Genomic DNA, 23,530 nt, shown 5'->3' on the forward strand with positions numbered 1-23,530 from the left:
CGATTGCGGTTCGTCAGCCAATACATCTGGTGACTGATACACCGCCATCGCAGGCAAGCCAGCTCCCACATTTTTGAGCCTATTCCAAATCAGGCGATGTCGCGAAGCTCACGCCGCAGGATCTTGCCCACCGGCGTCATCGGCAACGACTCACGCAGCACAATATGCTTGGGCACCTTGTAGCCGGTGAAGTTGGCCTTGCAGTAGGTCTTCAGCTCTTCAAGGCTCACGCCCTGGGCACGGGCCACCACAAACAGCTTCACCGCCTCGCCGGTACGCTCGTCCGGTACGCCGATCACCGCGCAGCTGGCCACCGCCGGATGCGCCATCACCACGTCTTCGATCTCGTTGGGGTACACGTTGAACCCCGAGACGATGATCAGATCCTTCTTGCGATCAACGATGCGCACAAAGCCGTCCGGGTCGATCACCGCGATATCGCCGGTCTTGAGCCAGCCTTCGGCGTCCAGGGTCTCGGCGGTCGCCACCGGCTGCTGCCAGTAGCCCTTCATCACTTGCGGGCCCTTGATGCACAGCTCGCCCCGCTCGCCCAGCGGCAGCTCCGCGCCGTTGTCGTCGATGATCTTCATCGCCGTGCCCGGCACCGGAATGCCCACGGTGCCCAGCTTCGATTTGCCGCCATAGGGGTTGGTGCTGGCCACCGGTGAGGTTTCGGTCAAGCCGTAGCCTTCACCAATCGCGCAGCCGGTCAGTTGCTGCCAGCGCTCGGCCGTGGCCTTGACCAGTGCGGTGCCGCCGGAGTTGGTGAGCTTGAGGTGGGAGAAATCCAGGCTCTTGAAGTCCGGGTGGTCCATCAAGGCCACGAACAGGGTGTTGAGCCCCAGCAGCCCGGTGAAGCGCCACTTTTTCAGCTCCTTGATAAAGCCGCCAATGTCCCGGGGATTGGTGATCAGTACGTTGTGGTTGCCCGATACCATCATGCACATGCAATTCGCGGTGAAGGCATAGATGTGGTACAGCGGCAGCGGCGCCACCATCACCTCCTGCCCCTCCTTGATCAGCGGATGGCCGTCGTCCCCCAGTTGCGACATGCACGCCCGCACTTGCTGCATGTTGGCCACCAGGTTGCCGTGGGTAAGCATTGCGCCCTTGGCCAGGCCGGTGGTGCCGCCGGTGTATTGCAGCACCGCGATGTCGTCGAGGGTCACCGGATGGCGGTTGAGTGCCTGGCCGGCGCCCATGCGCAGGGCGCGCTTGAAGGAGATGGCTTGCGGCAGGTTATAGGCCGGGACCATCTTCTTCACCTTGTCGACCACGGTGTTGATCAGCCAGCCCTTGGCGGCGGGCATGAAGTCGCCCATCTTCGCTTCGATCAGGTATTCGATCTCGGTGTCCTTGCTGACTTCTTCAACCCGCGAGCCAAACAGGTTCAGGTACACCAGCGCACGAATGCCGGCATCCTTGAATTGGTGACGCATTTCCCGCGGGGTGTACAACGGGTTGGTGTTGACCACGATCAGCCCGGCGCGCAGGGCGCCGAACACGGCAATCGGATAATGCAGGACGTTGGGCATCTGCACGGCAATGCGGTCACCCGGCTTGAGGTCGGTGTGCCACTGCAGGTAACCGGCGAACGCGGCGCTGCGCCGATCCAGCTCGGCGTAGGTCAGGGTGATCCCCATGTTGCTGAACGCCGGACGATCGGCAAAGGTCTTGCAGGAACGCTCGAAGACTTCGATCACCGATTTATAGGCTGTGAGGTCGATCTCGTTGGGAACCCCGGCTGCGCGTTTGTCATTCCAGAAATCAGGTTGCATTATTCTTGTCCTCTTACCTGAGTGGTCCGGCCGCTTTTGATGTTGCGATGAAAGCGGAGCTTTGGGGACGTTAGCAGCTATGGTCAATCAGGCAAATACAACAAGATGCGTCATTGATTGTGTGAATCTCCCCGCCAAGGCCAGCGCTGATCCAGCGTCCTGCGGTGAATGAGCTATACACTGCAACGACCCTGAGCAAAGGAAGCGCCATGAACCACACCACTTTCTGGCTGACCGCGAATGACCGCAGTCGGGTGTACGTCAACCAGTGGCTGCCGGACGGGCCGCCCAAGGCGCTGATCATGCTGGCCCACGGCATGGCCGAGCACAGTGGCCGCTATGCCCGCCTGGCCCAGGCGTTGTGTGATGCCGGCTACGGCCTGTACGCCCCCGACCAGCGCGGCCACGGGCGTACCGCCGACGAGGGCACCCTGGGGCTGTTCGCCGAGAAAGACGGCTGGAACAAGGTGGTGGGCGACCTGGCGAGCCTCAACCAGCATATCGGCCAGCAAGCGCCGGGGGTGCCGATCATCCTGCTGGGCCACAGCATGGGCAGCTACATTGCCCAGGCGTACCTGCTGCACCACAGCGCGAGCCTTAACGGGGCGATTCTCAGCGGCTCGAATTTCCAGCCGGTGGCGCTGTACGGCGCGGCCAAGGTGATTGCCCATGTCGAACGCCTGCGCCAGGGGTTGCGCGGGCGCAGTGCGCTGATTGATTTCCTGTCATTTGGATCGTTCAACAAGGCGTTCAAACCCAATCGCACCGCTTTCGACTGGCTCAGCCGTGACCCGGCCGAGGTCGACAAGTACGTCAGCGACCCGCTTTGCGGCTTCCGTTGCACCAACCAGCTGTGGATCGACCTGCTGGGCGGCTTGCAGCAAATCAGCAAAGCGTCCAATCTCGCTCAGATAGACCCGGGGCTGCCGATCCTGATAATGGGCGGTGAATGTGATCCGGTCAGTGAAGGCAAGCGTCTCAAAAGTCTGGCCAACGCGTTGCGTGAAGCCGGCTGCCAGCACCTGGAGCTGAGCATTTACCCACAGGCGCGCCACGAATTATTCAACGAAACCAACCGTGATGCGGTCACAGCCGACGTGCTGACGTGGCTGGCACAGGCAGCAGTGCTGCGCCGCCCTACTCGCTGCGAATGACTTTTCGTTTAAAATCAATATATTAAGATTTATGATTAGCCACAGGATGCACCAACTGATGACCCAGGTTACCAACACGCCTTACGAAGCCCTCGAAGTCGGCCAGACCGCCAGCTACAGCAAGACCGTCGAAGAGCGCGATATCCAGTTGTTCGCGGCAATGTCCGGCGACCACAACCCGGTGCATCTGGACGCCGAATTCGCCAAGGCGACCATGTTCAAGGAGCGCATTGCCCACGGCATGTTCAGCGGCGCCCTGATCAGCGCGGCGGTTGCGTGCGAGTTGCCTGGGCCCGGCACGATATACATCGGCCAGCAAATGACCTTCCAGAAGCCGGTCAAAATCGGCGACACCCTGACCGTGCGTCTGGAAATCCTCGAGAAGCTGCCGAAATTCCGCGTGCGCATCGCCACCCGCGTATTCAACCAGCGCGATGAGCTGGTGGTAGACGGCGAAGCCGAGATCCTCGCGCCACGCAAGCAGCAGACCGTGACCCTGACCGAACTGCCGGCCATCAGCATCGGTTGAACGAACGCCCATGAAAAAGCCCCGCATCTGCGGGGCTTTTTTATTCAGGCGGGGCTCAAGACTGAGCGCGAGCCTGGTTACGCAGGGCTTTCACCTGGTCGTGGTTGCGTTGCGCGCCGTGGAACTGACGCTCTACCAGGTCACGAATGCCCAGCAGGTTGTGCTTGTTGATCTTCTCGATCGCTTCTTTGTAAGCCTTCAGTGCGTGGTCTTCACCGCGCTCGGCTTCGTTCAGCACGGCTTCTTCGTCTTTACCGGTCACCATCGACTTCACGTCGACCCAACCACGGTGCAAGGCACCGGCGACGCTGCCGGAATCTTCCGGATCGCCACCCAGTGCTCTTACTGCGGTCTGCAGTTCGGCAGCGGCGGTACCGCAATCAACGGAACGTTTGGCAAACAGGGCTTTGAGTTCTGGGTGCTTGATGTCTTCTGCGCAGGTCTTGAAGCCTTCCTGGCCGTCTTTGCTGGTCTCGATCAGGTCGTTGAGTACGGAGATCGATTCTTTGTTGATATCAGTCATTTTTCAATTCCTTCGCGGGTTAAGAAACGTGTATTAGTAATTGCAGCGCCCGTGCCAGCTTTTGAAAAACAATTTATTACTTAAATTTCAATAAGTTAGCTAATACACAAAAATCTGTATCCGCTTTATTTGCATGATCTGTCATTTGGCCTCCATGCAGAATGCCTGTATTTTCCAAGGCATCGACTCAAACACCTGAAGCCGCAATGAACCCTGAAAAACTTGAACTGCTGATCACCCGCGAAATGCCCTTCGGCAAGTACAAGGGCCGGATCATTGCCGACTTGCCCGGCCCCTACCTGAACTGGTTCGCCCGTGAAGGTTTCCCCCACGGCGAACTGGGCGGGTTGCTGGCCCTGATGCAGGAAATCGACCACAACGGTTTATCCGAACTGCTGGAACCCCTACGCGCCAAGCACGGCAAGCCCGCCCCTCGTCATTAATAGAGCACGCACATGGACAGTACCCGCGACGAACAACACTGGCATGCCATCGCCCAGCGCTACGACCTGGAGCCCGGCCCGATCAACCTCGAAAACGGTTATTTCGGGCGCATGAGCCGCGCGGTACTTGAGCAGTATCAGGACAACGTCGCCTTCATCAACCGCAGCAACTCGATCCATGTGCGCCAGCGTTTCGAGCAGGGCGAAAACGTCGAGATCCGTAACCAGTTGGCGCAATTGATGGACGCCGACCCTGAAGCCATCGCCCTCACCCGCTGCGCCTCGGATGCGTTGCAGTCGCTGATCCGCAATTACAACCGCTTGCAGCCCGGCGACCAGGTGCTGATCAGCGACCTGGAGTACGACACCGTCAAGGGCGCCATGCGCTGGCTGGCGCAGAATCGCGGCGTAGAAGTGATCGAGATTGCCCACGAACACCCGGCCAGTTTCGACAGCCTGGTGCAGACGTATCGCGATGCGTTCCTGCGCTATCCCCGCCTGAAACTGCTGGCACTGACCTACGTGACCCACCGCACCGGGCTGGTGATGCCGGTGGAGGCGATTGCCGGCGCTGCCAGGGAACATGGAATTGATGTGATCCTCGATGGCGCCCATGCGCTGGGGCAGATCGAGTTCAACCTGGCGCAGTTGGGTATCGCGTTTGCCGGTTTCAACCTGCACAAGTGGATCGGTGCGCCGTTGACCCTGGGCTTTATTTATATCGACCCGCAACGGTTGGCGGACATTGATCCGGACATGGGTGAGTTCCACTACCCCATCACCGATGTACGGGCCCGTACGCCGTACAGCACACCGAATTTCCCGGCGCTGATGACCTTGCCGCTGGTGTTCGAGGAGCATCGCTTGTTGGGCGGTTCGAAGGCCAAGGGTGCCCGACTCAACTACCTGCGGGATTTGTGGGTGAGTGAGGTGCGGCAGTTGCCGGGAATTGAAGTGCTGACGCCGGACGACCCACGGCTGTATTGCGCGATCACGTCGTTCAAGTTCACTGACAAGCAGGATCAGCAGGTGATGGCGGAGCGACTGCTCAAGGAATACAACCTCTTCACCACAACCCGCAGCGGCGCGTCGTTCGGCAGTTGTATTCGGGTGACACCAGGCTTTTTGACGTCAGCGGCGGACATTCATGCGCTGATCAAAGCCATCACCGAACTGAGCGCGATATCACTGTAGGAGCGAGCTTGCTCGCGAAGGTCGTTAACGATGACACGGGAAACCTGACACCCCGCGGTGCTCTCGGTTTTTTCGCGAGCAAGCTCGCTCCTACAGTGGGAGTGGGCCATTTTCCGCAGGCAAAAAAAAGCGGCACACCGACCAAGTGCACCGCAAAAATGCCGTAGAACACAGCAACAACGATTCGGTAAATCCAATCAGTCCAGCAGGGCCAGCGCCTCGGCGGTGGTTTCCTGGATGCGTGCCCAGTCGCCGTTCTTGACCCATTCCGGATCAAGCATCCAGCTACCGCCCACGCACATCACATTTTTCAACGCCATGTAGCTCTTGATGTTGGCCGGGCCAACCCCGCCAGTCGGGCAGAATTTCACTTCGCCAAACGGGCCGCCCAGGGCCTTGATCGCCGCCACGCCACCGCTGACTTCAGCCGGGAACAGCTTGAAACGGCGATAACCCAGGCCATAACCTTCCATGATCCCGGAGGCATTGCTGATGCCCGGCAACAGCGGAATCGAGCTGTGTACCGAGGCTTCCAGCAGGTCACGGGTAATCCCGGGAGTGACGATAAATTGCGAACCGGCCACTTCGGCCGCTTCCAGCATATGACGATCCAGCACGGTACCGGCACCGGTGCACAGCTCCGGACGCTGCTCACGCAGTACCTGGATGGCCTTGAGGCCGAACTGCGAACGCAGGGTCACTTCCAGCGCGGTCAAACCACCGGCTGCCAGGGCATCGGCCAGCGGCAGGATGTCCTGTTCGCGGGCAATGGTGATCACCGGCAGGATCCGCGCCTTGGCGCAGAGGCTGTCGATCAAGGCAACTTTGTCCGCCATGGAAACGGTAGGTTGAGGGCTGTTCATCGCGGCTGATCCTTGGCTCATGGGCACCAGTAAATCTCTAGAGTAGGTTGCAAAAACGCGCGTATCGGCATGGCAGCAACGTCGTCACTGGCCAGCGCGGCGCTCAAGGTGGTCAATTTCGAGCTGCCGGAAATCGACAGCACGGTGTAGTGGGCGGTTGCCAGCAGCGCACGACTCATGGTCAGGCGCTGGCGCGGCACAGTCGGCGCCAGCATCGGCCAGCAACGACGGCTGCCGTCCGGCTTCAACGCTTCAGCCAGGTTCGGGCTGTTGGGGAACAGCGACGCGGTGTGACCGTCGTCGCCCATGCCCAGCACCAGCACATCAATTGCCGACAACTCGGCCAGCAGGCGATCGGCTTGCTCGGCAGCGTCTTCAAGATTGGCGGCAGCGCTGTACAGGCTGAGGAACTTGGCCTTGGCCGCCGGGCCTTGCAACAAGTGCTGCTTCAACAGGCCGGCATTGCTGTCAGCGTGTTCCACCGGCACCCAGCGCTCGTCGGCCAGGGTGATGGTCACCTTGGACCAGTCCAGGCCCTGCTTGGCGAGGTTCTGGAAGAACGCCACGGGGCTGCGGCCACCGGACACCACCAGGGTCGCTTCGCCACGGGCACTGATGGCCGCGCGCAGTTGTTCGGCCACGTCATTGGCCAAGCCATCCGCCAGCAGCACCGGATTGCGGTACTCATGGGCCGTCACGCCCTGAGGCAGTTTCAAATCAGATATCGCCATACCAAGACCTCCCGTCCCGCGTGATCAGTGCAATCGAGCTCATTGGCCCCCAGGACCCCGCCGCGTACGGCTTGGGCGCATCACCGGATTTTTTCCACCCGGCGATCAACTGGTCACACCACTTCCACGCAGCTTCGATTTCATCTTTGCGCACAAACAGGTTCTGGTTGCCACGCATTACTTCCAGCAACAGCCGCTCGTAGGCATCGGGAATCCGTGCGCTGCGATAGGTGTCGGAAAAATTCAGTTGCAGCGGGCCGCTGCGCAGTTGCATGCCCTTGTCCAGGCCCTGCTCCTTGGTCATCACGCGCAAGGAAATCCCTTCGTCCGGTTGCAGGCGAATGATCAGTTTGTTGCTGATCTGCAAGCGCTGCTCCGGGGCGAAGATGTAGTGGGACGGTTCCTTGAAGTGGATGACGATCTGCGACAGTTTTTGCGGCATGCGCTTGCCGGTACGCAGGTAGAACGGCACCCCGGCCCAACGCCAGTTACGGATATCGGCACGCAGGGCGACGAAGGTCTCGGTGTCGCTCTGGGTGTTGGAGTTCTCTTCTTCCAGGTAACCCGGTACCGGCTTGCCGGCGCTGTAGCCGGCGATGTATTGGCCACGCACCACCTGGGTGGTCAGGCCGTCCGGACTGATGGGCGCCAGGGCCTTGAGCACCTTGACCTTCTCGTCCCGAATACTGTCGGCAGACAGGTCGGCCGGCGGGTCCATGGCGATCAGGCACAGCAGCTGCAGCAAGTGATTCTGGATCATGTCCCGCAGCTGCCCGGCCTTGTCGAAATAGCCCCAGCGACCTTCGATGCCTACTTGCTCGGCCACGGTGATTTCCACGTGGGAGATGTAGTTCTGGTTCCACTGGGTTTCAAACAGGCTGTTGGCAAAACGCAGGGCGATCAGGTTCTGGACGGTCTCTTTGCCCAGATAGTGGTCGATGCGGTAGGTGCGGTTTTCCGGGAAGAACTGCGCCACGGCGTCGTTGACCTTGCGCGAGGAATCCAGGTCCGAACCGATGGGTTTTTCCAGGACCACGCGGGTATTTTCCGCCAGGCCGACCTTGGACAGGTTCTCGCAGATCGCGCCATACACCGCCGCCGGGGTGGCGAAGTAGGCAATCAGGCGTTGTTCAGTGCCGGCGTTCTCTGCCAGGGCGACGTAGTCATCGGCCTTCAGGAAGTCGACGTGCAGGTACGTCAGGCGGGCCAGGAAACGCTGGGCGACGGTTTCGTCCAGTTCCTTGCCAACGTAACCACGCAATTCTTTTTCGATGTGGGCCAGGTGCTGTTGCTCGGAACCGGCCTCACGGGCCAGGGCCAGGATGCGCGTGTCTTCGTGCAGCAGGCCCGCACCATCGAGTTGATAGAGGGCAGGAAATAACTTGCGCAGCGCCAGATCACCCAAGGCGCCAAACAGGGCAAAGGTGCAGGGTTCCACGGTTATCGAAGGCATGATGTTTGTTCTTTTATCAAGTTAAGCTACAAATACCTTTTTTTAAGGCATCACTCAAGGAAAAATGTAGTAATAACCACAACATTTTCCCGAAAAACGTATTCCGAGTGGTGGTGTTCAACTACCCTCAGTAGGATAGGCCACCGCAAAGGGCCGCTCGTCGATTGGTTGACGACCCTTATTTGCATCGTCGCCCTAAGGAAACATGAATGGACCGCGTGCGAAATCTACTGGAACAGATCCAGAAACGCCTCGAAGAACTGAACAAGGCTGAACGTAAAGTCGCCGAGGTCATCCTGCTCAACCCGCAGCAGGCGACCCGCTTCTCTATTGCCGCCCTCGCCCAGGCCGCTTCGGTCAGCGAACCTACAGTGAACCGCTTCTGCCGCTCGTTCGGCGTGAGTGGTTACCCTGAACTTAAATTGCAGCTGGCGCAAAGCCTGGCCAGTGGCGCGGCGTATGTCAGCCGCGCGGTGGAGGCCGATGATAACCCGGAGGCCTACACCCAGAAGATCTTCGGCAGTGCCATCGCGTCCCTCGACAGCGCCTGCCAGGCCCTGGACCCGAACCTGATCAGCAAGGCTGTCGACCTGCTGATCCAGGCTCGGCAGATCCACTTCTTCGGCCTGGGTGCTTCGGCGCCGGTGGCCATGGACGCGCTGCACAAGTTTTTCCGTTTCAACCTGTCGGTCACGGCCCACGCCGATGTGCTGATGCAGCGGATGATCGCCTCGGTGGCCCACACCGGGGAGTTGTTCGTGATCATTTCCTACACCGGGCGTACCCGTGAACTGGTGGAAGTAGCACGTATTGCGCGGGAAAACGGCGCCTCGGTGCTGGGCGTGACCGCCGAAAATTCGCCGCTGGCCAAGGCCAGTACGGTGAGCCTGAACATTCCGTTGCCGGAAGACACCGACATCTACATGCCGATGACCTCGCGGATCATTCAGTTGACGGTGCTGGATGTACTGGCGACGGGCATGACCTTGCGTCGCGGAGTGGATTTCCAGCCGCACTTGCGCAAGATCAAAGAGAGCTTGAACGACAGCCGGTATCCGGTTGGGGATGAATTCAACTAGGCAGTTGAACGCCTTTTGTGGCGAGGGAGCTTGCTCCCGCTGGGCTGCGAAGCGGCCCCAACAGGTCCATCGCGGTCTTTCAAAAAGAACTCAATTGCCTGGTCAAGGGGCGCTTCGCGCCCCAGCGGGAGCAAGCTCCCTCGCCACAATGAGCCATTTGCCGCAGCGCTAAACCCCCGCCCTCGCCTGCAAACTCAAATGCGCCCTCTCCCCCGGCGCCAGGCTCGCAGCAGCCATCGCCGACTCCACACACACAAACCCCGCAGCCTCGTTGAAGCTCACCCCCAGCAACGGTCGACTCCCCGGGTGCCACACCACCGTGTCGGCACTCTCGCCGGTGTCGATGCACAATTCGCGCTGCCAGGCATGGTCCTTGAGGTGCAGTTCGCCGTCGTGCTGGAACACCCGCTGACACCCACCATCGACACGCAACTCACCTTCCTGCTGGCACGCCTGACGATTCAGCTGGTCGTAGCCCTGCGCGCCATCGAGCCCAGACAGCGCTATCTCACCAACGTTGCCAATCCGCCAATAGGCGTGCAAAGCATGGCTCAATTGGCACGGCAGCTCGTCCTGGTGCTCGGTGGCCAGGCGCAGCTCCAGGGTTTCCCCCAGGTGTGCATGCAGGTCCACCTGCCAGTCGCATAGCTGCAATTGCCAGTGCAAACGCACGCCGTCGTCGTCGGTGCTGCTGTCCAGCAATTTCCAGTCGATCAGCCGTGCCCAGCCATGGGACGGCCAGGCGTTTTCGCTGGGATGGCGGCCATACCACGGCCAACACACCGGCACGCCGCCACGGATGGCGCCGACCTGCGGCCACTTGGCCGCGCACCACAGCCAGGGTTTCTGGCCCGTGGGCTGAAAGTGCAGCAATTGCGCGCCCTGGCGACTGAACACCGCCTGGCAGAGCGGGTGATCGATCACCAGCACATCGCGCATCTGGAAGCGTTCCCAGGCGAATACCGGCCGCTCGCGCAGGGATTTGAAAAAGCGTTGCAGCGGATGCTCATGCATGTGCCACGGTCCTGAATATCTTTGCAGGCGCTGGCTTGCCTGCGATGGCATCGCCTCGGTGTGGCAGATACACCGCGGGGCTCGCATCGCAGGCAAGCCAGCTCCCACACAAAAAAAAGCGGATAGCCATGGCTACCCGCAAAATGCGCACAGAGAGAAGGAGCTTATCGCAACAACGTTAGAACGTAGACTGAATTTTCAGGCCCGCTACCACCGCGTTGTCGACTTGCTTAACACCACCTGGGTTGGCGATGTATTGCAGGTTGGGACGCACGGTCAGCCAGTTGGTGACGTGGAAGCCGTAGTTGAGTTCGACGTTGTACTCCGTGTTACGCAGCGGTGCGTAACCCGATTGGTCGTAATCCGTGAACCCGCCGGCCGCGTTGAGCAACTCAGCGTTTTTCTTCACGTCACTGTTGGCATGGATACGGGATACACCGATACCCACGTCATCTTTTGTACGTGCGTCGAATGGACCTTTATACACAAGCATCAGCGACTGGTAGTTGTCGACCAGGTTGGTGTCTTTGTCGTGGAAGGTGACGTTGGCCGCAATGTTCAAGCCGCGGGAAGCATCGCCATTGTGGGTGGTGAGTTGCTGTTGCAGAACGCCCCAGTAACCGCTTTTGCTGCTGCGAACGCGGAAGGCTGCGCCCGTGGTGCCAGCATCGTTACCGTTGACGTCTTCACGTACGTCGGTAGCGTCGGCGGTGCTCTTGTAGTAACCCACACGGTATTCGCCCGGCAGGCCATTGACCTTCGGCGACCAGACCAATTCAACCGGCAATACGGTGCCTTTGGTGCCGCTGCCGCTGAGCTTGAAGCCGTTGCCGTGCTCCAGTTGCGACGGGTTCTGGTTGTACGCACCGATTTGCGCATACAGCTCAGGCGTGATGTTGTACTTCACGCGGATAGCCGCCTGGCTGACGGGCCAGTTGTACCAGGTGTTTACATAGTTACCGACCTGCGAGCCACAGAACGACAGGTTCTGGAAGTCGCACGGGAAGGTGTTGAAGTCTTCGCCTTCACCGAAGTAACCGAGTTTCACGTCCAGTTTGTTGTCGAACATCTGGTGCTGAATCCAGAACTGGGTCAGACGCACCATGTGGCCTCGGCCGTCGACTTCTTGAGACGAACTCAAGGTGCCGGCACGCGGGTCGCCAATACGGTCGTTGGAAATGTTTGCGCCATTACGATTGGTCAACTGGATCTTGGCCTGGGTGTTGTCCCAGCCCCACAGCTTTTGCAGGTCCAGTGCCACGCCCAGACCGAACTGGTCAGCGTAACGGGCAGTCTTGTCGTTGTTGTAGCCACCGCTGAGGTTGCCACCGACTTCACCGACGTAATCCGCCTTGATGTCGATACCTTGCTCGATCAGCTTGGTACGCTCGCCGCCCCAATCGCCGGTCATCCACTTGGAATCGGCGCTGAACGCGTCGTCCGCCATCGCATTGGCGGACAGTACCAGGGCGGCTGCTGCTGACAGTTGGCAGATCAGCCGGGTGTTGTTGTGGTGCTTTTTCATCCCTACATCCTCGTCTTTATTGTTATTAACTGTTTTTATCTAACGCGGTTTACTTCTTTGTGAGAGCAGGACTCTCACAAAAGCCCCTACACATCATTTGAAACTTCAGCGTCCCTTGAATTGAGCAACGTTGTCCGCACGATCCTGTGCCGGCAACGAGGTGGCAGTGCCCAGGCGCTCGCCGGTCTTGGCGTCGAACAGCAACACTTTGGCCGGGTCGAACTGCAAGGTCAGGGTCTCGCCCACTTGCGGCGCCACATCGGGCGCCAGGCGGCAGCAGACCTTGGTGTCATTGATTTGCACGAACACCAGGGTGTCCGGACCGGTCGGCTCGGTGACTTGCACCTCGGCCCGAATGGTCGGCGCACCGGTGGCTTCGGCGGCGGCCAGCACGATCTGCTCCGGGCGCAGGCCCAGGATCACTTCGCGGTCTTCAAGACCGGCATCGTTCATGTTCAATGGCAATTCACAGCGGGCCTGGCCGCTGTCCAGCAGCGCCACCAGGCGGCCGTCCTTGCGTTGCAGGCGCAGTGGAATGAAGTTCATCGGCGGCGAACCGATGAAGCTCGCCACGAACAGGTTGGCCGGGTCGTTGTAGATCTCTTTCGGCGTGCCGAACTGCTGGATGATGCCGTCCTTCATGACCGCCACTTTGTCGCCCAGGGTCATCGCTTCGATCTGATCGTGGGTGACGTAGACGGTGGTGGTTTTCAGACGCTGGTGCATCAGTTTCATTTCGGTACGCATCTCGACCCGCAGCTTGGCGTCGAGGTTGGACAGCGGTTCGTCGAACAGGTAGATCTTCGGGCGACGCGCCAGTGCACGGCCCATGGCCACGCGTTGTTGCTGGCCACCGGAGAGTTGGCCCGGCTTGCGATTGAGCAGGTGCTCGATCTGCAGCAGCTTGGCCACTCGCGCCACTTCTTCATCGATCGCCGCCTGGGGCATCTTGCGAATCTTCAGGCCGAATTCGATGTTCTCGCGCACGCTCATGGTCGGGTACAGCGCGTAGGACTGGAACACCATGGCGATGTCACGGTCCTTGGGGCTCATGCCGCTGACGTCCTGGTCGCCGATCATGATCGCGCCACCTGTGATGTTTTCCAGGCCGGCAATGCAATTCATCAAGGTCGATTTGCCGCAACCCGAAGGGCCGACCAGGATCAGGAACTCACCTTCCTTGATCGACAGTTCGATGTTCTTCAGGGTGTCCGGCAGGCCGGTACCGTAGGTCTTGTTTACGTTACGAAGTTCGAGCGTTGCCATGATTACCCCTTGACCGCGCCGGCCGTCAGGCCGCGCACGAAATACTTGCCTGCGACCACATAGACCAGCAGGGTCGGCAGCCCGGCGATCATCGCCGCCGCCATATCAACGTTATATTCCTTGACCCCGGTACTGGTGTTGACCAGGTTGTTCAGCGCCACCGTGATGGGCTGCGAATCACCGCTGGAGAACACCACGCCGAACAGGAAGTCGTTCCAGATCTGCGTGAACTGCCAGATCAGGCACACCATGATGATGGGTGTCGACATCGGCAGGATGATCAGGCGGAAGATCGTGAAGAACCCCGCGCCATCCAGGCGAGCCGCCTTCACCAGTGCATCGGGAATGCTGACGTAGTAGTTACGGAAGAACAGTGTAGTAAACGCCAGTCCGTAGACGATGTGCACGAACACCAGGCCCGTGGTGGTACTGGCCAGGCCCATCTTGCCGAGGGTGAACGAGGCTGGCAGCAGCACGGTCTGGAACGGCAGGAAGCAGCCGAACAGCAACAGGCCGAAAAACAACTGCGAACCACGGAAGCGCCACATCGACAGCACGTAGCCGTTCAACGCACCGATGGCGGTGGAGATCAGTACCGCCGGAACGGTGATCTTGATCGAGTTCCAGAAGTAGCCGTCAACCGTGGCCCAGGCTTTCACCCAGCCGATGCCGGTGATCACGGTGGGCCAGCTCAGCAGGTTGCCGGTGCTGATGTCTTCCGGGGTCTTGAAGCTGGTGAGCAACATGACCACCAACGGCACCAGGTACAGCAGGACAGCGAGAATCAGCACCGCGTAGATCGCGACGCGGCTCAGGCTGATGGCAGGTTTGCCAGCAAGACTAGTCATTGCGCTTGGTCCTCAGCTCGGAGTACAGGTAAGGCACGATGATCGCGAGAATCGCACCGAGCATCAGAATCGCACTGGCCGAACCCATGCCCATCTGGCCGCGGCTGAAGGTGAAGGAGTACATGAACATCGCCGGCAGGTCGGAGGAGTAACCCGGACCACCCGCCGTCATGGCCGCCACCAGGTCGAAGCTCTTGATCGCGATGTGCGCCAGGATCATTACCGCACTGAAGAACACCGGGCGCAGGCTTGGCAGCACCACTTTCCAGTAGATGCGCGGCATGCTCGCGCCGTCGATCTGCGCCGCACGGATGATCGATTGATCAACACCGCGCAGGCCGGCGAGGAACATCGCCATGATGAAGCCCGAGGCTTGCCACACAGCAGCGATCACCAGGCAATACACCACACGGTCCGGGTCGATCAGCCAGTCCAGGCGAAAGCCTTCCCAGCCCCAGTCACGCAGCAGTTTGTCCAGGCCCATGCCCGGGTTGAGCAGCCATTTCCAGGCGGTACCCGTAACGATCATCGAGAGCGCCATCGGGTACAGGTAAATGGTGCGGATAAAACCTTCGCGACGGATTTTCTGGTCGAGGAAAATCGCCAGGGTCACGCCGATCACCAGGGTGATGCCGATGAACATGCCACCGAATACCGCGAGGTTCTTGCTCGCGACCCACCAGCGGTCGTTGTCGAACAAGCGCACGTATTGCGCCAGGCCTACGAACTTGTAGGTCGGCAGGAAAGTCGAGTTAGTGAACGACAGCACGAACGTCCACAGGATGTAGCCATAGAAGCCCACCAGAACGATGAACATGCTCGGCGCCAGCACCAGTTTGGGTAGCCAGCGCTGCAGTGCATCGAACGGCGAGGCTTTGCTGAACACAGCAACAGAACTCATGGGAAAATCCAGTACAGGGAAAAAGGACTACAGGAACATGCCTTGTGGGGGTTAGGGGGTCCCCCCACAAGGCCATTCAGTGCTAACCGTTACTTGGCAGACTTGATCGCGGCAGCGAGTTTCTTCGCGGTATCCGCAGGGTCAGCTTTCGGGTCGTTGATGTAGTTGGTCACGACATCAAAGAACGCGCCTTGTACCGCCAGCGTGGTCGCCATGTTGTGCGCCATGCTCGGCTGCAGGCCACCGGTCTGGGCGTCTGCAAGGAAGTCCTTGGCGGCGGTCTGGGCGCAGGAGTCGAAGCCGTATTTGCCCATGTCTTTCAACATGTCGATACGAACCGGGATCGAGCCCTTGTTGATGCTGAAGACCTTCTGGAAGTTTTCGCTCAGCACGACCTTGGCGATGTCCTGCTGGCCGGCAGCAGTGCCCTTGTCTTTCTGCTTGAACGCAGCGAGGGAGTCGATGTTGTAGGTGAACGCCTTGTCGGTGCCCGGGAAGGCTACGCACTCGTAGTCTTTGCCGGCGACTTTCTTGGCGGCGGTCCATTCACTCTTGGCCCAGTCACCCATGATCTGCATGCCGGCCTTGCCATTGATGACCTTGGCGGCTTCCAGGTTCCAGTCCTGGCCCTTGCCGTCGGCGTCCATGTAGGTCGCGACTTTCTTCAGCTCGGTCAGGGACTTGATCATTTCAGGGCCGGTCAGGGCTTTTTCGTCGAGGTCGACCAGGGCTTTCTTGTAACCGTCAGCCCCCATGACCGAGAGCACGACCGCTTCGAAGACGGTGCTGTCCTGCCAAGGCTGGCCACCGTGGGCGAGCGCAATGAAGCCGGCTTTTTTCAGCTTGTCGCCAGCGGCGTAGAATTCTTCGAGGGTGGTAGGCGGTTTTTCGATACCGGCTTTCTTGAACACTTCCGGGTTGATCCACAGCCAGTTCACGCGGTGAATGTTCACCGGCACGGCCACGTAATCACCTTCGTACTTCACGGTATCGGAGACTTTCTTGTCCAGCAGCGAATCCCACTTCTCTTCTTTGGCGGGAACCTTCAGGACGTCGGTGTCGAGCAGCCCGGTGGACGCCCATTCCTGGATGTCGGGGCCTTTGATCTGGGCCATGCCTGGCGGGTTGCCAGCAACGGCGCGGCTTTTCAGTACGGTCATGGCAGTGGAACCGCCACCGCCGGCGACGGCACCGTCTTTCCAGGTGAAACCGTCTTTTTCAACTTGGGCCTTCAGGACATCTACTGCCGCTTTCTCGCCACCCGAGGTCCACCAATGCACAACTTCAACCGTCCCTTTCGAGTCGGCGGCAAAAGCACTGAGGGGAAACAACGAGGCAACGGAAATAGCTACGGCGAGGCGACTGATCGCTTTCATCTGAGTACCTTTTTTCTTGTTGTTATGCATGCAAGTCGGTGCTTGCGCTGCAAACGAGTTTAAACAGGGATTTTTCAGGTGCAGGTAACAAAGGGACGCCAAAATGTCACCACTTGGTGACATAGCGCCCGGTGGCCACGGCACTGGCCATGCTCGGTGACAAGGGTAGCCCCGGCAGCAAGACAGACTGCCAGGCGTGGTAGAGGTCCGGTTTGCCACCCCAGATTTTCGCGCTGGGCTGGTTTTTCGGGCTCAGTTCGTGGTGCCAGCTGCCGTGGGTGCGGTCAATGAAACGGGTTTCACAGAACTCCCAGAAGCGCCGGTACCAGGTTTCGTAATGCAGCTCGCCGGTGCGTTTGAGCAGCGCCTGGGCAGCGGCACTGGCTTCGCAATGGGTCCAGTGCAGGCGCTCGCGCACCACGGGGCGCTGGCTCCAGTCGAGGGTGTAGACAATGCCGGGAGCGCCGTCGACGGCCCAGGCGTATTCACAGGCGCTGGCGAACAGGCCCTTGGCGTCGGTCAATAGCCACTCAGGGGTGACGAGCCCGGCATCCAGGCGCGCAGCCTCAAGGTGCAACACCAGTCGCGCCCATTCGAAGCCGTGGCCGGGGGTGATGCCGTAGGGACGAAAACCATCGGCCGGGTTGTCTTCGTTGTAACCACGCAGGGGTTGCCAATGGCTGTCGAAATGCTCGATCACCATGTCCCGGTTTTGCGCCGCATGGGTATGAATAATCCGCTCGACGATGCGCAGTGCCCGGTCCAGCCAGCGGGTTTCACCGGTGACATCGGCCAGGGCCAGGAAGGCTTCAGTGGCGTGCATGTTGCTGTTGGCGCCGCGATAGGCTTCTACCCCGCTCCAGTCCTGGGCGAAGGACTCGAGCATCGCGCCCTCCTCTTCGTTCCAGAAGTACTGGTCGATGATATGGATCGCGTCGTTGAGCAAGGTTTGCGCGCCGGGAGCGCCGGCCACTACTGCGGAGCTGGCGGCCAGGGCGACAAAAGCGTGCAGGTAGGCGGCCTTGCCGGTGTTGCCGTCGCGGGCGTCGGGCGTGGCGAACCAACCGCCGTGCCGGGCATCGCGCAGCGGGCCGCTGAGGGCCACGACGCCGTGTTCCACCAGGTCGGCATAACCTGGCAGGCCCAGGCCATGGGCCATGGCAAAGCTATGGGTCATACGGGCGGTGTTCATGGTTTCGGCGACGGCATCGGGCGGCAGGACGCCTTGATCGTCGAGGTTGCCGAAGCCGTCAGGCAGCCTGGAAGCCTTGGCGAATGACAGCAGGCGCTGGCCTTCAGTGGCAAGCCAGGCGTGATGGGCAGGTGCGTTCAGCCAACTACTGGCAGGCAGTGGTTGCGTGGTCATGATTAGCCCTTTTTATTATGTGCGGGATGACGGGAGTCTAAACAAGGGCGGCGCGAGGGCAAGTAACGAAGGAGACGGGAAATGTCACCGATTGGTGACATTGATTGTGCCAGGGCCTGCAGGCGTCATGTGTAGTGACGCCTGCAGCACCTCACATCACTGCTGCCCGAGAGGGGTGATCCGGGCAGGCTGGTTGATCTGCTGCTGCAGGTTCTGCACCTGGCTTTGCAAGGCAGTGACGTTACGCGTGGTCTGGATGCGGAACACGTCGAACTCCTTGGTGGACGGACCGTCGGAAGCCGCGGCGCGGTTGTCCAGTTGGCTCTTGAGGACCACAAGGTCCTGCTCCAGGCGAGCGATGGCGGCCGTGGGGTTGCCCTGTTTTTTCAGGGCTGCGACGTCGGCGGAGAGGTCCTTGAACTCGGCGTCCCGGGACTTGAGGGTAGCCACCGCCTCCGTCAGCGCCTGGACCTGGCCCTGCAATTGCGCGTTGGCACTGGACAGTTGGGTCGTGCTGGCGGTCATCTGCTCCAGGCGCTTGTCCAGGTCCGTTGCCTGGCCGGCCACGCCCATCTGCTGCTTGCCCTGCTCCAGCAACTGGGTCTCCAGCTGCTTGATCTGCAGTTTCAGGGCCTCGCTGCCATTATTCACATTGGCTTCGCTGGCCACCACCTTGCCGGAAATATCCTGCAGGCGCCCCGCCGCTTCCTCGCTGATGCGCGCGAAGCTTTCCTGGGTCGCCACCAGTTGCTGGCCCATCAGGGAAATCTGCTGGAAGCTCCACCAGGCAAGGCCGGCGAAGGCGAACAGCAGCGCACCGACCAATGCCCACAGCGGCCCGGTACTGGCGCTCTTGACCTTGACGACCGGCGCAGGCCGGGAGCGCACGGAGGTAGCCGGCGTGGGCTCGAAATCATCGTCGTCCGAGGTGTCGGCCCGCAGGCTGGGAACGTTGTCGAAGTCGTCGTTAGCATCGTTACGCATGAATCAACCTTAAATCCTTTGAGGTGGCATATGGATAGCCAGGCGTCGGAGTATAAACCCCCGACCTGCCGCACTGATCGACCCGGGTTCGCAAATTCGGTTCCCGGTGTGTTGCCGGTTATTTAAGTCCGACGTCCTGGGCCTTCCACCAACTGCAGAACTCGTCGAGGGCCGCCCACAGGCTGACCTTGGGCTGGTAGTCGAGATAATGCCGTGCGCGGGTGATGTCGAGGGTGAAATCTTTGTTCATCACCTGCATGCCCAGCCGTGACAAAGACGGTTCCGGGCGCCCTGGCCACATGGCACAGAAGGCTTCATTGAGCGCCGCAACGCTGTAAGACAAGCCGTAGGACCGATAACGGGTGACCTGAGGCATGTCCATCTGTCGCATCACGTAGTTCACCACATCCCACACCGGCACCGGGGCGCCGTTGCTGATGTTGTAGACCTTGCCCAACGCCGAGCCCGTCGCCAGCAAACTGCTGAGCAGGGCTTCATTGAGGTTGTGCACGCTGGTGAAATCGACCTTGTTCAGGCCATCTCCGACAATCGCCAGGCGGTTCTTGCGCTGCATCTTCAACAGGCGCGGGAAGATGCTCATGTCGCCGGCCCCCGTGACAAAGCGCGGGCGCAGGGCCAGCACTTCGAGGCCAAACTCCTGGGCGCCAAACACCTTTTGCTCCGCCAGGTATTTGGTGGCTGCATACGGATGCTTGAAACGCTTGGGCACTTGTTCTTCGGTCAAGCCCAGGTGGTCACGGCCGTCGAAGTAGATCGACGGCGAAGACAGGTGCACCAGGCGCCCGACCCGCTGCTTGAGGCAGGCCTCCACCACGTTTTCGGTAACCAGCACATTGCCCTGGTGGAAGTCCTGATAACGCCCCCACAGCCCCACGGCCCCGGCGCAATGCACCACGGCCTCGACGTCGCGGCACAGCTCGCGCACCAGGTCCGGATCATTCAAATCACCCTGGATAAACTCGGCGCCGCGCCGTACCAGGTGTTCCACACCTTCGGCCCGCCGCCCGTTGACCCGCACGTCCAGGCCCTGCTCCAGGGCGAAACGCGCAAAACGCCCGCCAATGAAGCCGCTTGCGCCGGTGACCAGAATTTTCATGACTTACTCCGCATTCTTTCGTTTTTCATCGCTGTTGCCTTGACGCTGGCCATCACGCCAACGGCACCAACCATTGCCCCGTTGTGTGTGCCAGATGATCCGTCAGCAGGCCCAGCAATTGTCCACCACTGCGCCAATGATGCCAGTACAGCGGCACATCGATCGGCTTATCTGGCAATAACTCCACCAACACGCCCTTTTCCAGCTGATCGCGCACCTGCAGTTCGGGCACCAGGCCCCAGCCCAATCCGGCTTCCGTCAGGCGAATAAAACCTTCGGACGAGGGGCATAGATGGTGTTCGAAACCACCGTCGACGCCCAGGGACGCCAGGTAGCGATGCTGCAGGAAATCATCCGGGCCGAACACCAGCGCCGGCGTGCGGGCCAGTTGATCGGCCCGCACGCCCTCGGGAAAGTGCCGGGCGACAAACGCCGGGCTGGCCAGCGCCCGATACCGCATCGCGCCGAGCAACAGGCTGCGGGCACCGGCCACCGGGCGTTCGCTGGCGCAAATACAGGCTGCCACTTCGCCGGCGCGCATACGCTTGAGGCCGACGGTCTGGTCTTCTACCACCAGGTCCAACAGCAAATGCTGCTCGGCGCAGAAGTCGCTCACCGCCTCGGCCCACCACGTGGCCAGGCTGTCGGCATTCAAGGCGATGCGCAGGCGCTCGGGCATGCCCTCTTCATCCAGCGCGGGCACCTGGCTTTGCAGGTCGCGCTCCAGCAATCGTACCTGTTGCACGTGGTTGAGCAGGCGGCGGCCGATCTCGGTGGGCGTCGGCGGCGTGGCACGTACCAGCACCGGCTGGCCGATCCGCGCCTCCAACAGCTTGATGCGCTGGGAGATCGCCGACTGGGAAATTCCCAATACCTGCGCGCCCCGCTCGAAGCCGGCCTGTTCCACCACCGCCGCCAGGGCGGAAAGCAATTTATAGTCGAACATCAGTTTTCCTAATGAGCGATCAGCAATATTGGTTTTTCTTATACAACCTTGGACGGGAGAATAGCCAGCATCGCTTCTTCTTATTCAAGGACCTCCACATGGCTGGCGAAACCGCCCTGGCAACCCTGCTGCGCAGCATGAGCCCACAGCTCAATGACGGCGACTACGTGTTCTGCACCCTGGCCGACAGCCGAATCCCCGAAGGTTGCGAGGTGATCGGCAGCTTCCGCGAGCAGGAAGGCCTGACGTTGATCGTCGAGCGCCAGCAGGCCGAGCGCGCCGGACTGGCCTTCGACTATGTGGCTGCGTGGATCACCCTCAACGTGCATTCGGCCCTGGAAGCGGTCGGCCTGACCGCCGCGTTCGCCACGGCCCTGGGCCAGGCCGGGATCAGTTGCAACGTGATTGCCGGCTACTACCACGATCACCTGTTTGTCGGCCGCGCCGATGCCGAGCGCGCCATGACGGTGTTGCGGCAATTGGCGGCGGGCGCGGAGTAAATCCTATGTGGCAAAGCTATATGAACGGCCTGTTGGTGGCCTTTGGTTTGATCATGGCGATCGGCACCCAGAACGCGTTTGTGCTGGCGCAGAGCCTGCGGCGCGAACATCACCTGCCGGTGGCGGCACTGTGCGTGGTGTGCGACGCGATCCTGGTGGCCGCCGGCGTATTCGGCCTGGCCACCGTGCTGGCGCATAACCCGGTATTGCTGGCGATTGCCCGCTGGGGTGGCGCGGCGTTCCTGCTCTGGTACGGTACCCTCGCCCTGCGCCGGGCCTGCTCGAAGCAGAGCCTGGGCGAGGGTGAGAACCTCAAGGTACGCTCGTTGAAGGCGGTGATGCTCAGCGCCCTGGCGGTGACCTTGCTCAACCCTCACGTGTACCTGGACACCGTCTTGTTGATCGGCTCCCTCGGCGCCCAGCAAACCGAACCGGGCGCCTACGTGGCCGGCGCCGCCAGCGCTTCATTCCTGTGGTTCATGACCCTGGCCCTGGGCGCCGCATGGCTGGCACCGTGGCTGGCGCGCCCCGCCACCTGGCGGATTCTGGACCTGCTGGTAGCCGCCATGATGTTCAGCGTGGCCTATCAATTAATCAGCGCAGCGTAGATATTCCAAAACGCTCTGGAACCTCTATCCCACACAGTTGTTGCGTGGTTTTGCCGCACCCCCGGTGCTATGATCCAGCCCCTGCGCCGCAAAGAGTACAAACTCCCCGGCGCTTGTTTGGCCGCCCGTGATCGGCCTTGCGCTCACCGCAACTGACCTGATTAGGAGAATCATCATGGCTTTCGAATTGCCGCCGCTGCCCTACGCACACGATGCCCTGCAGCCGCACATTTCCAAGGAAACCTTGGAATACCACCACGACAAGCACCACAACACCTATGTCGTGAACCTGAACAACCTGGTGCCTGGCACCGAGTTCGAAGGCAAGACCCTGGAAGAAATCGTCAAGTCTTCTTCGGGCGGCATCTTCAACAACGCCGCTCAGGTCTGGAACCACACTTTTTACTGGAACTGCCTGGCGCCAAACGCCGGCGGCCAACCTACCGGCGCACTGGCTGAGGCGATCAACGCTGCCTTCGGTTCGTTCGACAAGTTCAAGGAAGAGTTCACCAAGACTTCCGTCGGCACCTTCGGTTCCGGTTGGGGCTGGCTGGTGAAAAAGGCTGACGGTTCCCTGGCCCTGGCCAGCACCATCGGCGCCGGCAACCCGCTGACCAGCGGCGACACCCCGCTGCTGACCTGCGACGTCTGGGAACACGCTTACTACATCGACTACCGCAACGTGCGTCCAAAGTATGTGGAAGCGTTCTGGAACCTGGTCAACTGGAAGTTCGTGGCTGAGCAGTTCGAAGGCAAGACCTTCACCGCTTAAGTACCGCTTGCAGTAGAAAGAGCCCGGCGATTGCCGGGCTTTTTTGTGGGCGATTACAAATGGAAAAATGCCAGGAAAACGCTGGAACTCATCAAAAGGATTTCGCCACGCAGCATGTAAGAGGAATGTCCCTCTGATTGACTGCAGGAGAACTTGATATGGATCTAGCATCTTTTATCGGCATGGCCCCTCAAGCACTTAACGTGTTCGATAACGTGACAGATAAGGGCCTGGACGTTCTGGACAAAAGCTTGGGCATCATTGATAAGACCGTGGACATAGCTCGACAGGCCTTGGGGCAAATCGACCCCCAGGCGCAAGACCAGCCACAACCGCCGAAAATTTCGTTTACCTGATGGGCGCTGACGCTCGACGGTTTGTGTCGCTGGCCTGAAAAACCCGCGCTCGTCCTGAAAAGACAGTACAAGAAGTCGGCACGTACGATCCGCCGACTTCACTCCATGCCAGGCCTGCCTTTCCATTCCCCCTCCCAACGTCTTACCCCCGGACGCGCTCATCTAAACTGCAAAACCTGCCCTGGCCGCAATGTCCCTTTGACT

At 60.3% G+C, this 23,530-nt stretch carries 24 protein-coding genes and 1 pseudogene; 10 read left to right on the top strand and 15 right to left on the bottom strand.

What is annotated here, in order from left to right; translation table 11 throughout:
- Nucleotides 1–89: 89 nt before the first annotated feature.
- Complete coding sequence (fadD2, locus tag QF039_RS21410; protein WP_003213039.1) at nt 90–1,778, bottom strand: long-chain-fatty-acid--CoA ligase FadD2; 1,689 nt, start codon at nt 1,776–1,778, stop codon at nt 90–92.
- A gap of 209 nt (nt 1,779–1,987) precedes the next feature.
- Here fadD2 and QF039_RS21415 point away from each other — a divergent pair, with 209 nt between their 5' ends.
- Both QF039_RS21415 and QF039_RS21420 read left to right on the top strand, forming a co-directional pair.
- The gene (locus QF039_RS21415; protein ID WP_003213037.1) at nt 1,988–2,932 is read left to right on the top strand and encodes an alpha/beta hydrolase; all 945 of its coding nucleotides are present in this window, start codon (nt 1,988–1,990) and stop codon (nt 2,930–2,932) included.
- A gap of 58 nt (nt 2,933–2,990) precedes the next feature.
- Nucleotides 2,991–3,461, top strand: a complete 471-nt coding sequence (locus tag QF039_RS21420) for a MaoC family dehydratase (RefSeq protein WP_003213034.1) — start codon at nt 2,991–2,993, stop codon at nt 3,459–3,461.
- A gap of 55 nt (nt 3,462–3,516) precedes the next feature.
- Here QF039_RS21420 and QF039_RS21425 read toward each other — a convergent pair whose 3' ends face one another.
- Nucleotides 3,517–3,984, bottom strand: a complete 468-nt coding sequence (locus tag QF039_RS21425; protein WP_003213033.1) for a PA2169 family four-helix-bundle protein — start codon at nt 3,982–3,984, stop codon at nt 3,517–3,519.
- Nucleotides 3,985–4,190: 206 nt separating this feature from the next.
- Here QF039_RS21425 and QF039_RS21430 point away from each other — a divergent pair, with 206 nt between their 5' ends.
- From QF039_RS21430 to QF039_RS21440, 3 genes and pseudogenes are all read left to right on the top strand, one after another.
- Nucleotides 4,191–4,427: a DUF3820 family protein gene (locus tag QF039_RS21430; RefSeq protein WP_003213031.1), complete on the top strand. Its 237-nt coding sequence runs from the start codon at nt 4,191–4,193 to the stop codon at nt 4,425–4,427.
- A gap of 12 nt (nt 4,428–4,439) precedes the next feature.
- Nucleotides 4,440–5,621 carry an aminotransferase class V-fold PLP-dependent enzyme gene (locus tag QF039_RS21435; RefSeq protein WP_307520570.1) on the top strand — a complete coding sequence of 394 codons (1,182 nt, stop codon included), beginning with the start codon at nt 4,440–4,442 and terminating at the stop codon, nt 5,619–5,621.
- A pseudogene (locus QF039_RS21440) lies at nt 5,612–5,719 on the top strand (outer membrane lipoprotein carrier protein LolA); the annotation flags it as partial. The gene QF039_RS21435 and the pseudogene QF039_RS21440, both read left to right, overlap by 10 nt.
- 99 nt (nt 5,720–5,818) lie before the next feature.
- Here the strand turns inward: QF039_RS21440 and QF039_RS21445 are convergent.
- The 3 genes from QF039_RS21445 to zwf are packed head-to-tail and all read right to left on the bottom strand — an operon-like array spanning nt 5,819 to nt 8,668.
- The gene (locus tag QF039_RS21445; RefSeq protein ID WP_003213027.1) at nt 5,819–6,484 is read right to left on the bottom strand and encodes a bifunctional 4-hydroxy-2-oxoglutarate aldolase/2-dehydro-3-deoxy-phosphogluconate aldolase; all 666 of its coding nucleotides are present in this window, start codon (nt 6,482–6,484) and stop codon (nt 5,819–5,821) included.
- A gap of 17 nt (nt 6,485–6,501) precedes the next feature.
- Nucleotides 6,502–7,215: a 6-phosphogluconolactonase gene (gene pgl, locus QF039_RS21450; RefSeq protein WP_307520573.1), complete on the bottom strand. Its 714-nt coding sequence runs from the start codon at nt 7,213–7,215 to the stop codon at nt 6,502–6,504.
- Nucleotides 7,202–8,668, bottom strand: a complete 1,467-nt coding sequence (gene zwf, locus QF039_RS21455; protein WP_003213023.1) for a glucose-6-phosphate dehydrogenase — start codon at nt 8,666–8,668, stop codon at nt 7,202–7,204. The genes pgl and zwf overlap by 14 nt, the downstream gene beginning before the upstream one ends.
- A 218-nt stretch (nt 8,669–8,886) precedes the next feature.
- Here zwf and QF039_RS21460 point away from each other — a divergent pair, with 218 nt between their 5' ends.
- Nucleotides 8,887–9,747, top strand: a complete 861-nt coding sequence (locus QF039_RS21460; RefSeq protein WP_173406104.1) for a MurR/RpiR family transcriptional regulator — start codon at nt 8,887–8,889, stop codon at nt 9,745–9,747.
- Nucleotides 9,748–9,915: 168 nt separating this feature from the next.
- Here QF039_RS21460 and QF039_RS21465 read toward each other — a convergent pair whose 3' ends face one another.
- The 10 genes from QF039_RS21465 to QF039_RS21510 all read right to left on the bottom strand — a co-directional run bounded on the left by QF039_RS21465 (nt 9,916) and on the right by QF039_RS21510 (nt 21,090).
- Nucleotides 9,916–10,761 carry a D-hexose-6-phosphate mutarotase gene (locus tag QF039_RS21465; RefSeq protein WP_307520576.1) on the bottom strand — a complete coding sequence of 282 codons (846 nt, stop codon included), beginning with the start codon at nt 10,759–10,761 and terminating at the stop codon, nt 9,916–9,918.
- Between the two features lie 178 nt (nt 10,762–10,939).
- On the bottom strand, nt 10,940–12,286 hold the full coding sequence (locus tag QF039_RS21470) for a carbohydrate porin (RefSeq protein ID WP_063027703.1): 1,347 nt from the start codon (nt 12,284–12,286) through the stop codon (nt 10,940–10,942).
- 105 nt (nt 12,287–12,391) lie between these two features.
- The gene (locus QF039_RS21475) at nt 12,392–13,552 is read right to left on the bottom strand and encodes an ABC transporter ATP-binding protein (RefSeq protein ID WP_003213014.1); all 1,161 of its coding nucleotides are present in this window, start codon (nt 13,550–13,552) and stop codon (nt 12,392–12,394) included.
- A gap of 2 nt (nt 13,553–13,554) precedes the next feature.
- Nucleotides 13,555–14,400: a carbohydrate ABC transporter permease gene (locus tag QF039_RS21480; protein WP_003213012.1), complete on the bottom strand. Its 846-nt coding sequence runs from the start codon at nt 14,398–14,400 to the stop codon at nt 13,555–13,557.
- Nucleotides 14,393–15,301, bottom strand: a complete 909-nt coding sequence (locus tag QF039_RS21485; RefSeq protein ID WP_003213011.1) for a carbohydrate ABC transporter permease — start codon at nt 15,299–15,301, stop codon at nt 14,393–14,395. Before QF039_RS21485 ends, QF039_RS21480 begins: the two co-directional genes overlap by 8 nt.
- Before the next feature lie 89 nt (nt 15,302–15,390).
- Nucleotides 15,391–16,677 carry an ABC transporter substrate-binding protein gene (locus QF039_RS21490; RefSeq protein ID WP_134327218.1) on the bottom strand — a complete coding sequence of 429 codons (1,287 nt, stop codon included), beginning with the start codon at nt 16,675–16,677 and terminating at the stop codon, nt 15,391–15,393.
- A 106-nt stretch (nt 16,678–16,783) separates the two neighbouring features.
- Complete coding sequence (locus tag QF039_RS21495) at nt 16,784–18,043, bottom strand: AGE family epimerase/isomerase (RefSeq protein ID WP_307520582.1); 1,260 nt, start codon at nt 18,041–18,043, stop codon at nt 16,784–16,786.
- 156 nt (nt 18,044–18,199) lie between these two features.
- A complete protein-coding gene (locus QF039_RS21500) occupies nt 18,200–19,027 on the bottom strand; it encodes an ATPase (RefSeq protein WP_307520584.1) in 828 nt (275 codons plus the stop codon).
- A gap of 118 nt (nt 19,028–19,145) precedes the next feature.
- Complete coding sequence (locus tag QF039_RS21505) at nt 19,146–20,144, bottom strand: NAD(P)-dependent oxidoreductase (protein ID WP_003213003.1); 999 nt, start codon at nt 20,142–20,144, stop codon at nt 19,146–19,148.
- A 52-nt stretch (nt 20,145–20,196) separates the two neighbouring features.
- Nucleotides 20,197–21,090 carry a LysR family transcriptional regulator ArgP gene (locus tag QF039_RS21510; RefSeq protein WP_003213001.1) on the bottom strand — a complete coding sequence of 298 codons (894 nt, stop codon included), beginning with the start codon at nt 21,088–21,090 and terminating at the stop codon, nt 20,197–20,199.
- A gap of 98 nt (nt 21,091–21,188) precedes the next feature.
- On the opposite strand from QF039_RS21510, the gene QF039_RS21515 reads away from it, so the two are divergent.
- The 4 genes from QF039_RS21515 (at nt 21,189) to QF039_RS21530 (ending at nt 23,326) form a co-directional block, all read left to right on the top strand.
- Nucleotides 21,189–21,590, top strand: a complete 402-nt coding sequence (locus QF039_RS21515) for an ACT domain-containing protein (protein WP_003213000.1) — start codon at nt 21,189–21,191, stop codon at nt 21,588–21,590.
- A gap of 5 nt (nt 21,591–21,595) precedes the next feature.
- Nucleotides 21,596–22,198: a LysE/ArgO family amino acid transporter gene (locus QF039_RS21520; protein ID WP_003212999.1), complete on the top strand. Its 603-nt coding sequence runs from the start codon at nt 21,596–21,598 to the stop codon at nt 22,196–22,198.
- Nucleotides 22,199–22,373: 175 nt separating this feature from the next.
- Nucleotides 22,374–22,970: a superoxide dismutase gene (locus QF039_RS21525; protein WP_003212997.1), complete on the top strand. Its 597-nt coding sequence runs from the start codon at nt 22,374–22,376 to the stop codon at nt 22,968–22,970.
- A gap of 158 nt (nt 22,971–23,128) precedes the next feature.
- Nucleotides 23,129–23,326, top strand: a complete 198-nt coding sequence (locus tag QF039_RS21530; protein ID WP_307520590.1) for a hypothetical protein — start codon at nt 23,129–23,131, stop codon at nt 23,324–23,326.
- Nucleotides 23,327–23,530 lie beyond the last annotated feature (204 nt).

Source organism: Pseudomonas sp. W2I6 (assembly GCF_030815935.1).
GTDB lineage: Bacteria > Pseudomonadota > Gammaproteobacteria > Pseudomonadales > Pseudomonadaceae > Aquipseudomonas.

What these genes read in the sequence shown, in the direction of transcription:
- fadD2 (WP_003213039.1), bottom strand. Translation starts at nt 1,778, where the DNA reads ATGCAACCTGATTTCTGGAATGACAAACGCGCAGCCGGGGTTCCCAAC.
- QF039_RS21415 (WP_003213037.1), top strand. Translation starts at nt 1,988, where the DNA reads ATGAACCACACCACTTTCTGGCTGACCGCGAATGACCGCAGTCGGGTG.
- QF039_RS21420 (WP_003213034.1), top strand. Translation starts at nt 2,991, where the DNA reads ATGACCCAGGTTACCAACACGCCTTACGAAGCCCTCGAAGTCGGCCAG.
- QF039_RS21425 (WP_003213033.1), bottom strand. Translation starts at nt 3,984, where the DNA reads ATGACTGATATCAACAAAGAATCGATCTCCGTACTCAACGACCTGATC.
- QF039_RS21430 (WP_003213031.1), top strand. Translation starts at nt 4,191, where the DNA reads ATGAACCCTGAAAAACTTGAACTGCTGATCACCCGCGAAATGCCCTTC.
- QF039_RS21435 (WP_307520570.1), top strand. Translation starts at nt 4,440, where the DNA reads ATGGACAGTACCCGCGACGAACAACACTGGCATGCCATCGCCCAGCGC.
- QF039_RS21445 (WP_003213027.1), bottom strand. Translation starts at nt 6,484, where the DNA reads ATGAACAGCCCTCAACCTACCGTTTCCATGGCGGACAAAGTTGCCTTG.
- pgl (WP_307520573.1), bottom strand. Translation starts at nt 7,215, where the DNA reads ATGGCGATATCTGATTTGAAACTGCCTCAGGGCGTGACGGCCCATGAG.
- zwf (WP_003213023.1), bottom strand. Translation starts at nt 8,668, where the DNA reads ATGCCTTCGATAACCGTGGAACCCTGCACCTTTGCCCTGTTTGGCGCC.
- QF039_RS21465 (WP_307520576.1), bottom strand. Translation starts at nt 10,761, where the DNA reads ATGCATGAGCATCCGCTGCAACGCTTTTTCAAATCCCTGCGCGAGCGG.
- QF039_RS21470 (WP_063027703.1), bottom strand. Translation starts at nt 12,286, where the DNA reads ATGAAAAAGCACCACAACAACACCCGGCTGATCTGCCAACTGTCAGCA.
- QF039_RS21475 (WP_003213014.1), bottom strand. Translation starts at nt 13,552, where the DNA reads ATGGCAACGCTCGAACTTCGTAACGTAAACAAGACCTACGGTACCGGC.
- QF039_RS21480 (WP_003213012.1), bottom strand. Translation starts at nt 14,400, where the DNA reads ATGACTAGTCTTGCTGGCAAACCTGCCATCAGCCTGAGCCGCGTCGCG.
- QF039_RS21485 (WP_003213011.1), bottom strand. Translation starts at nt 15,301, where the DNA reads ATGAGTTCTGTTGCTGTGTTCAGCAAAGCCTCGCCGTTCGATGCACTG.
- QF039_RS21490 (WP_134327218.1), bottom strand. Translation starts at nt 16,677, where the DNA reads ATGAAAGCGATCAGTCGCCTCGCCGTAGCTATTTCCGTTGCCTCGTTG.
- QF039_RS21495 (WP_307520582.1), bottom strand. Translation starts at nt 18,043, where the DNA reads ATGACCACGCAACCACTGCCTGCCAGTAGTTGGCTGAACGCACCTGCC.
- QF039_RS21500 (WP_307520584.1), bottom strand. Translation starts at nt 19,027, where the DNA reads ATGCGTAACGATGCTAACGACGACTTCGACAACGTTCCCAGCCTGCGG.
- QF039_RS21505 (WP_003213003.1), bottom strand. Translation starts at nt 20,144, where the DNA reads ATGAAAATTCTGGTCACCGGCGCAAGCGGCTTCATTGGCGGGCGTTTT.
- QF039_RS21510 (WP_003213001.1), bottom strand. Translation starts at nt 21,090, where the DNA reads ATGTTCGACTATAAATTGCTTTCCGCCCTGGCGGCGGTGGTGGAACAG.
- QF039_RS21515 (WP_003213000.1), top strand. Translation starts at nt 21,189, where the DNA reads ATGGCTGGCGAAACCGCCCTGGCAACCCTGCTGCGCAGCATGAGCCCA.
- QF039_RS21520 (WP_003212999.1), top strand. Translation starts at nt 21,596, where the DNA reads ATGTGGCAAAGCTATATGAACGGCCTGTTGGTGGCCTTTGGTTTGATC.
- QF039_RS21525 (WP_003212997.1), top strand. Translation starts at nt 22,374, where the DNA reads ATGGCTTTCGAATTGCCGCCGCTGCCCTACGCACACGATGCCCTGCAG.
- QF039_RS21530 (WP_307520590.1), top strand. Translation starts at nt 23,129, where the DNA reads ATGGATCTAGCATCTTTTATCGGCATGGCCCCTCAAGCACTTAACGTG.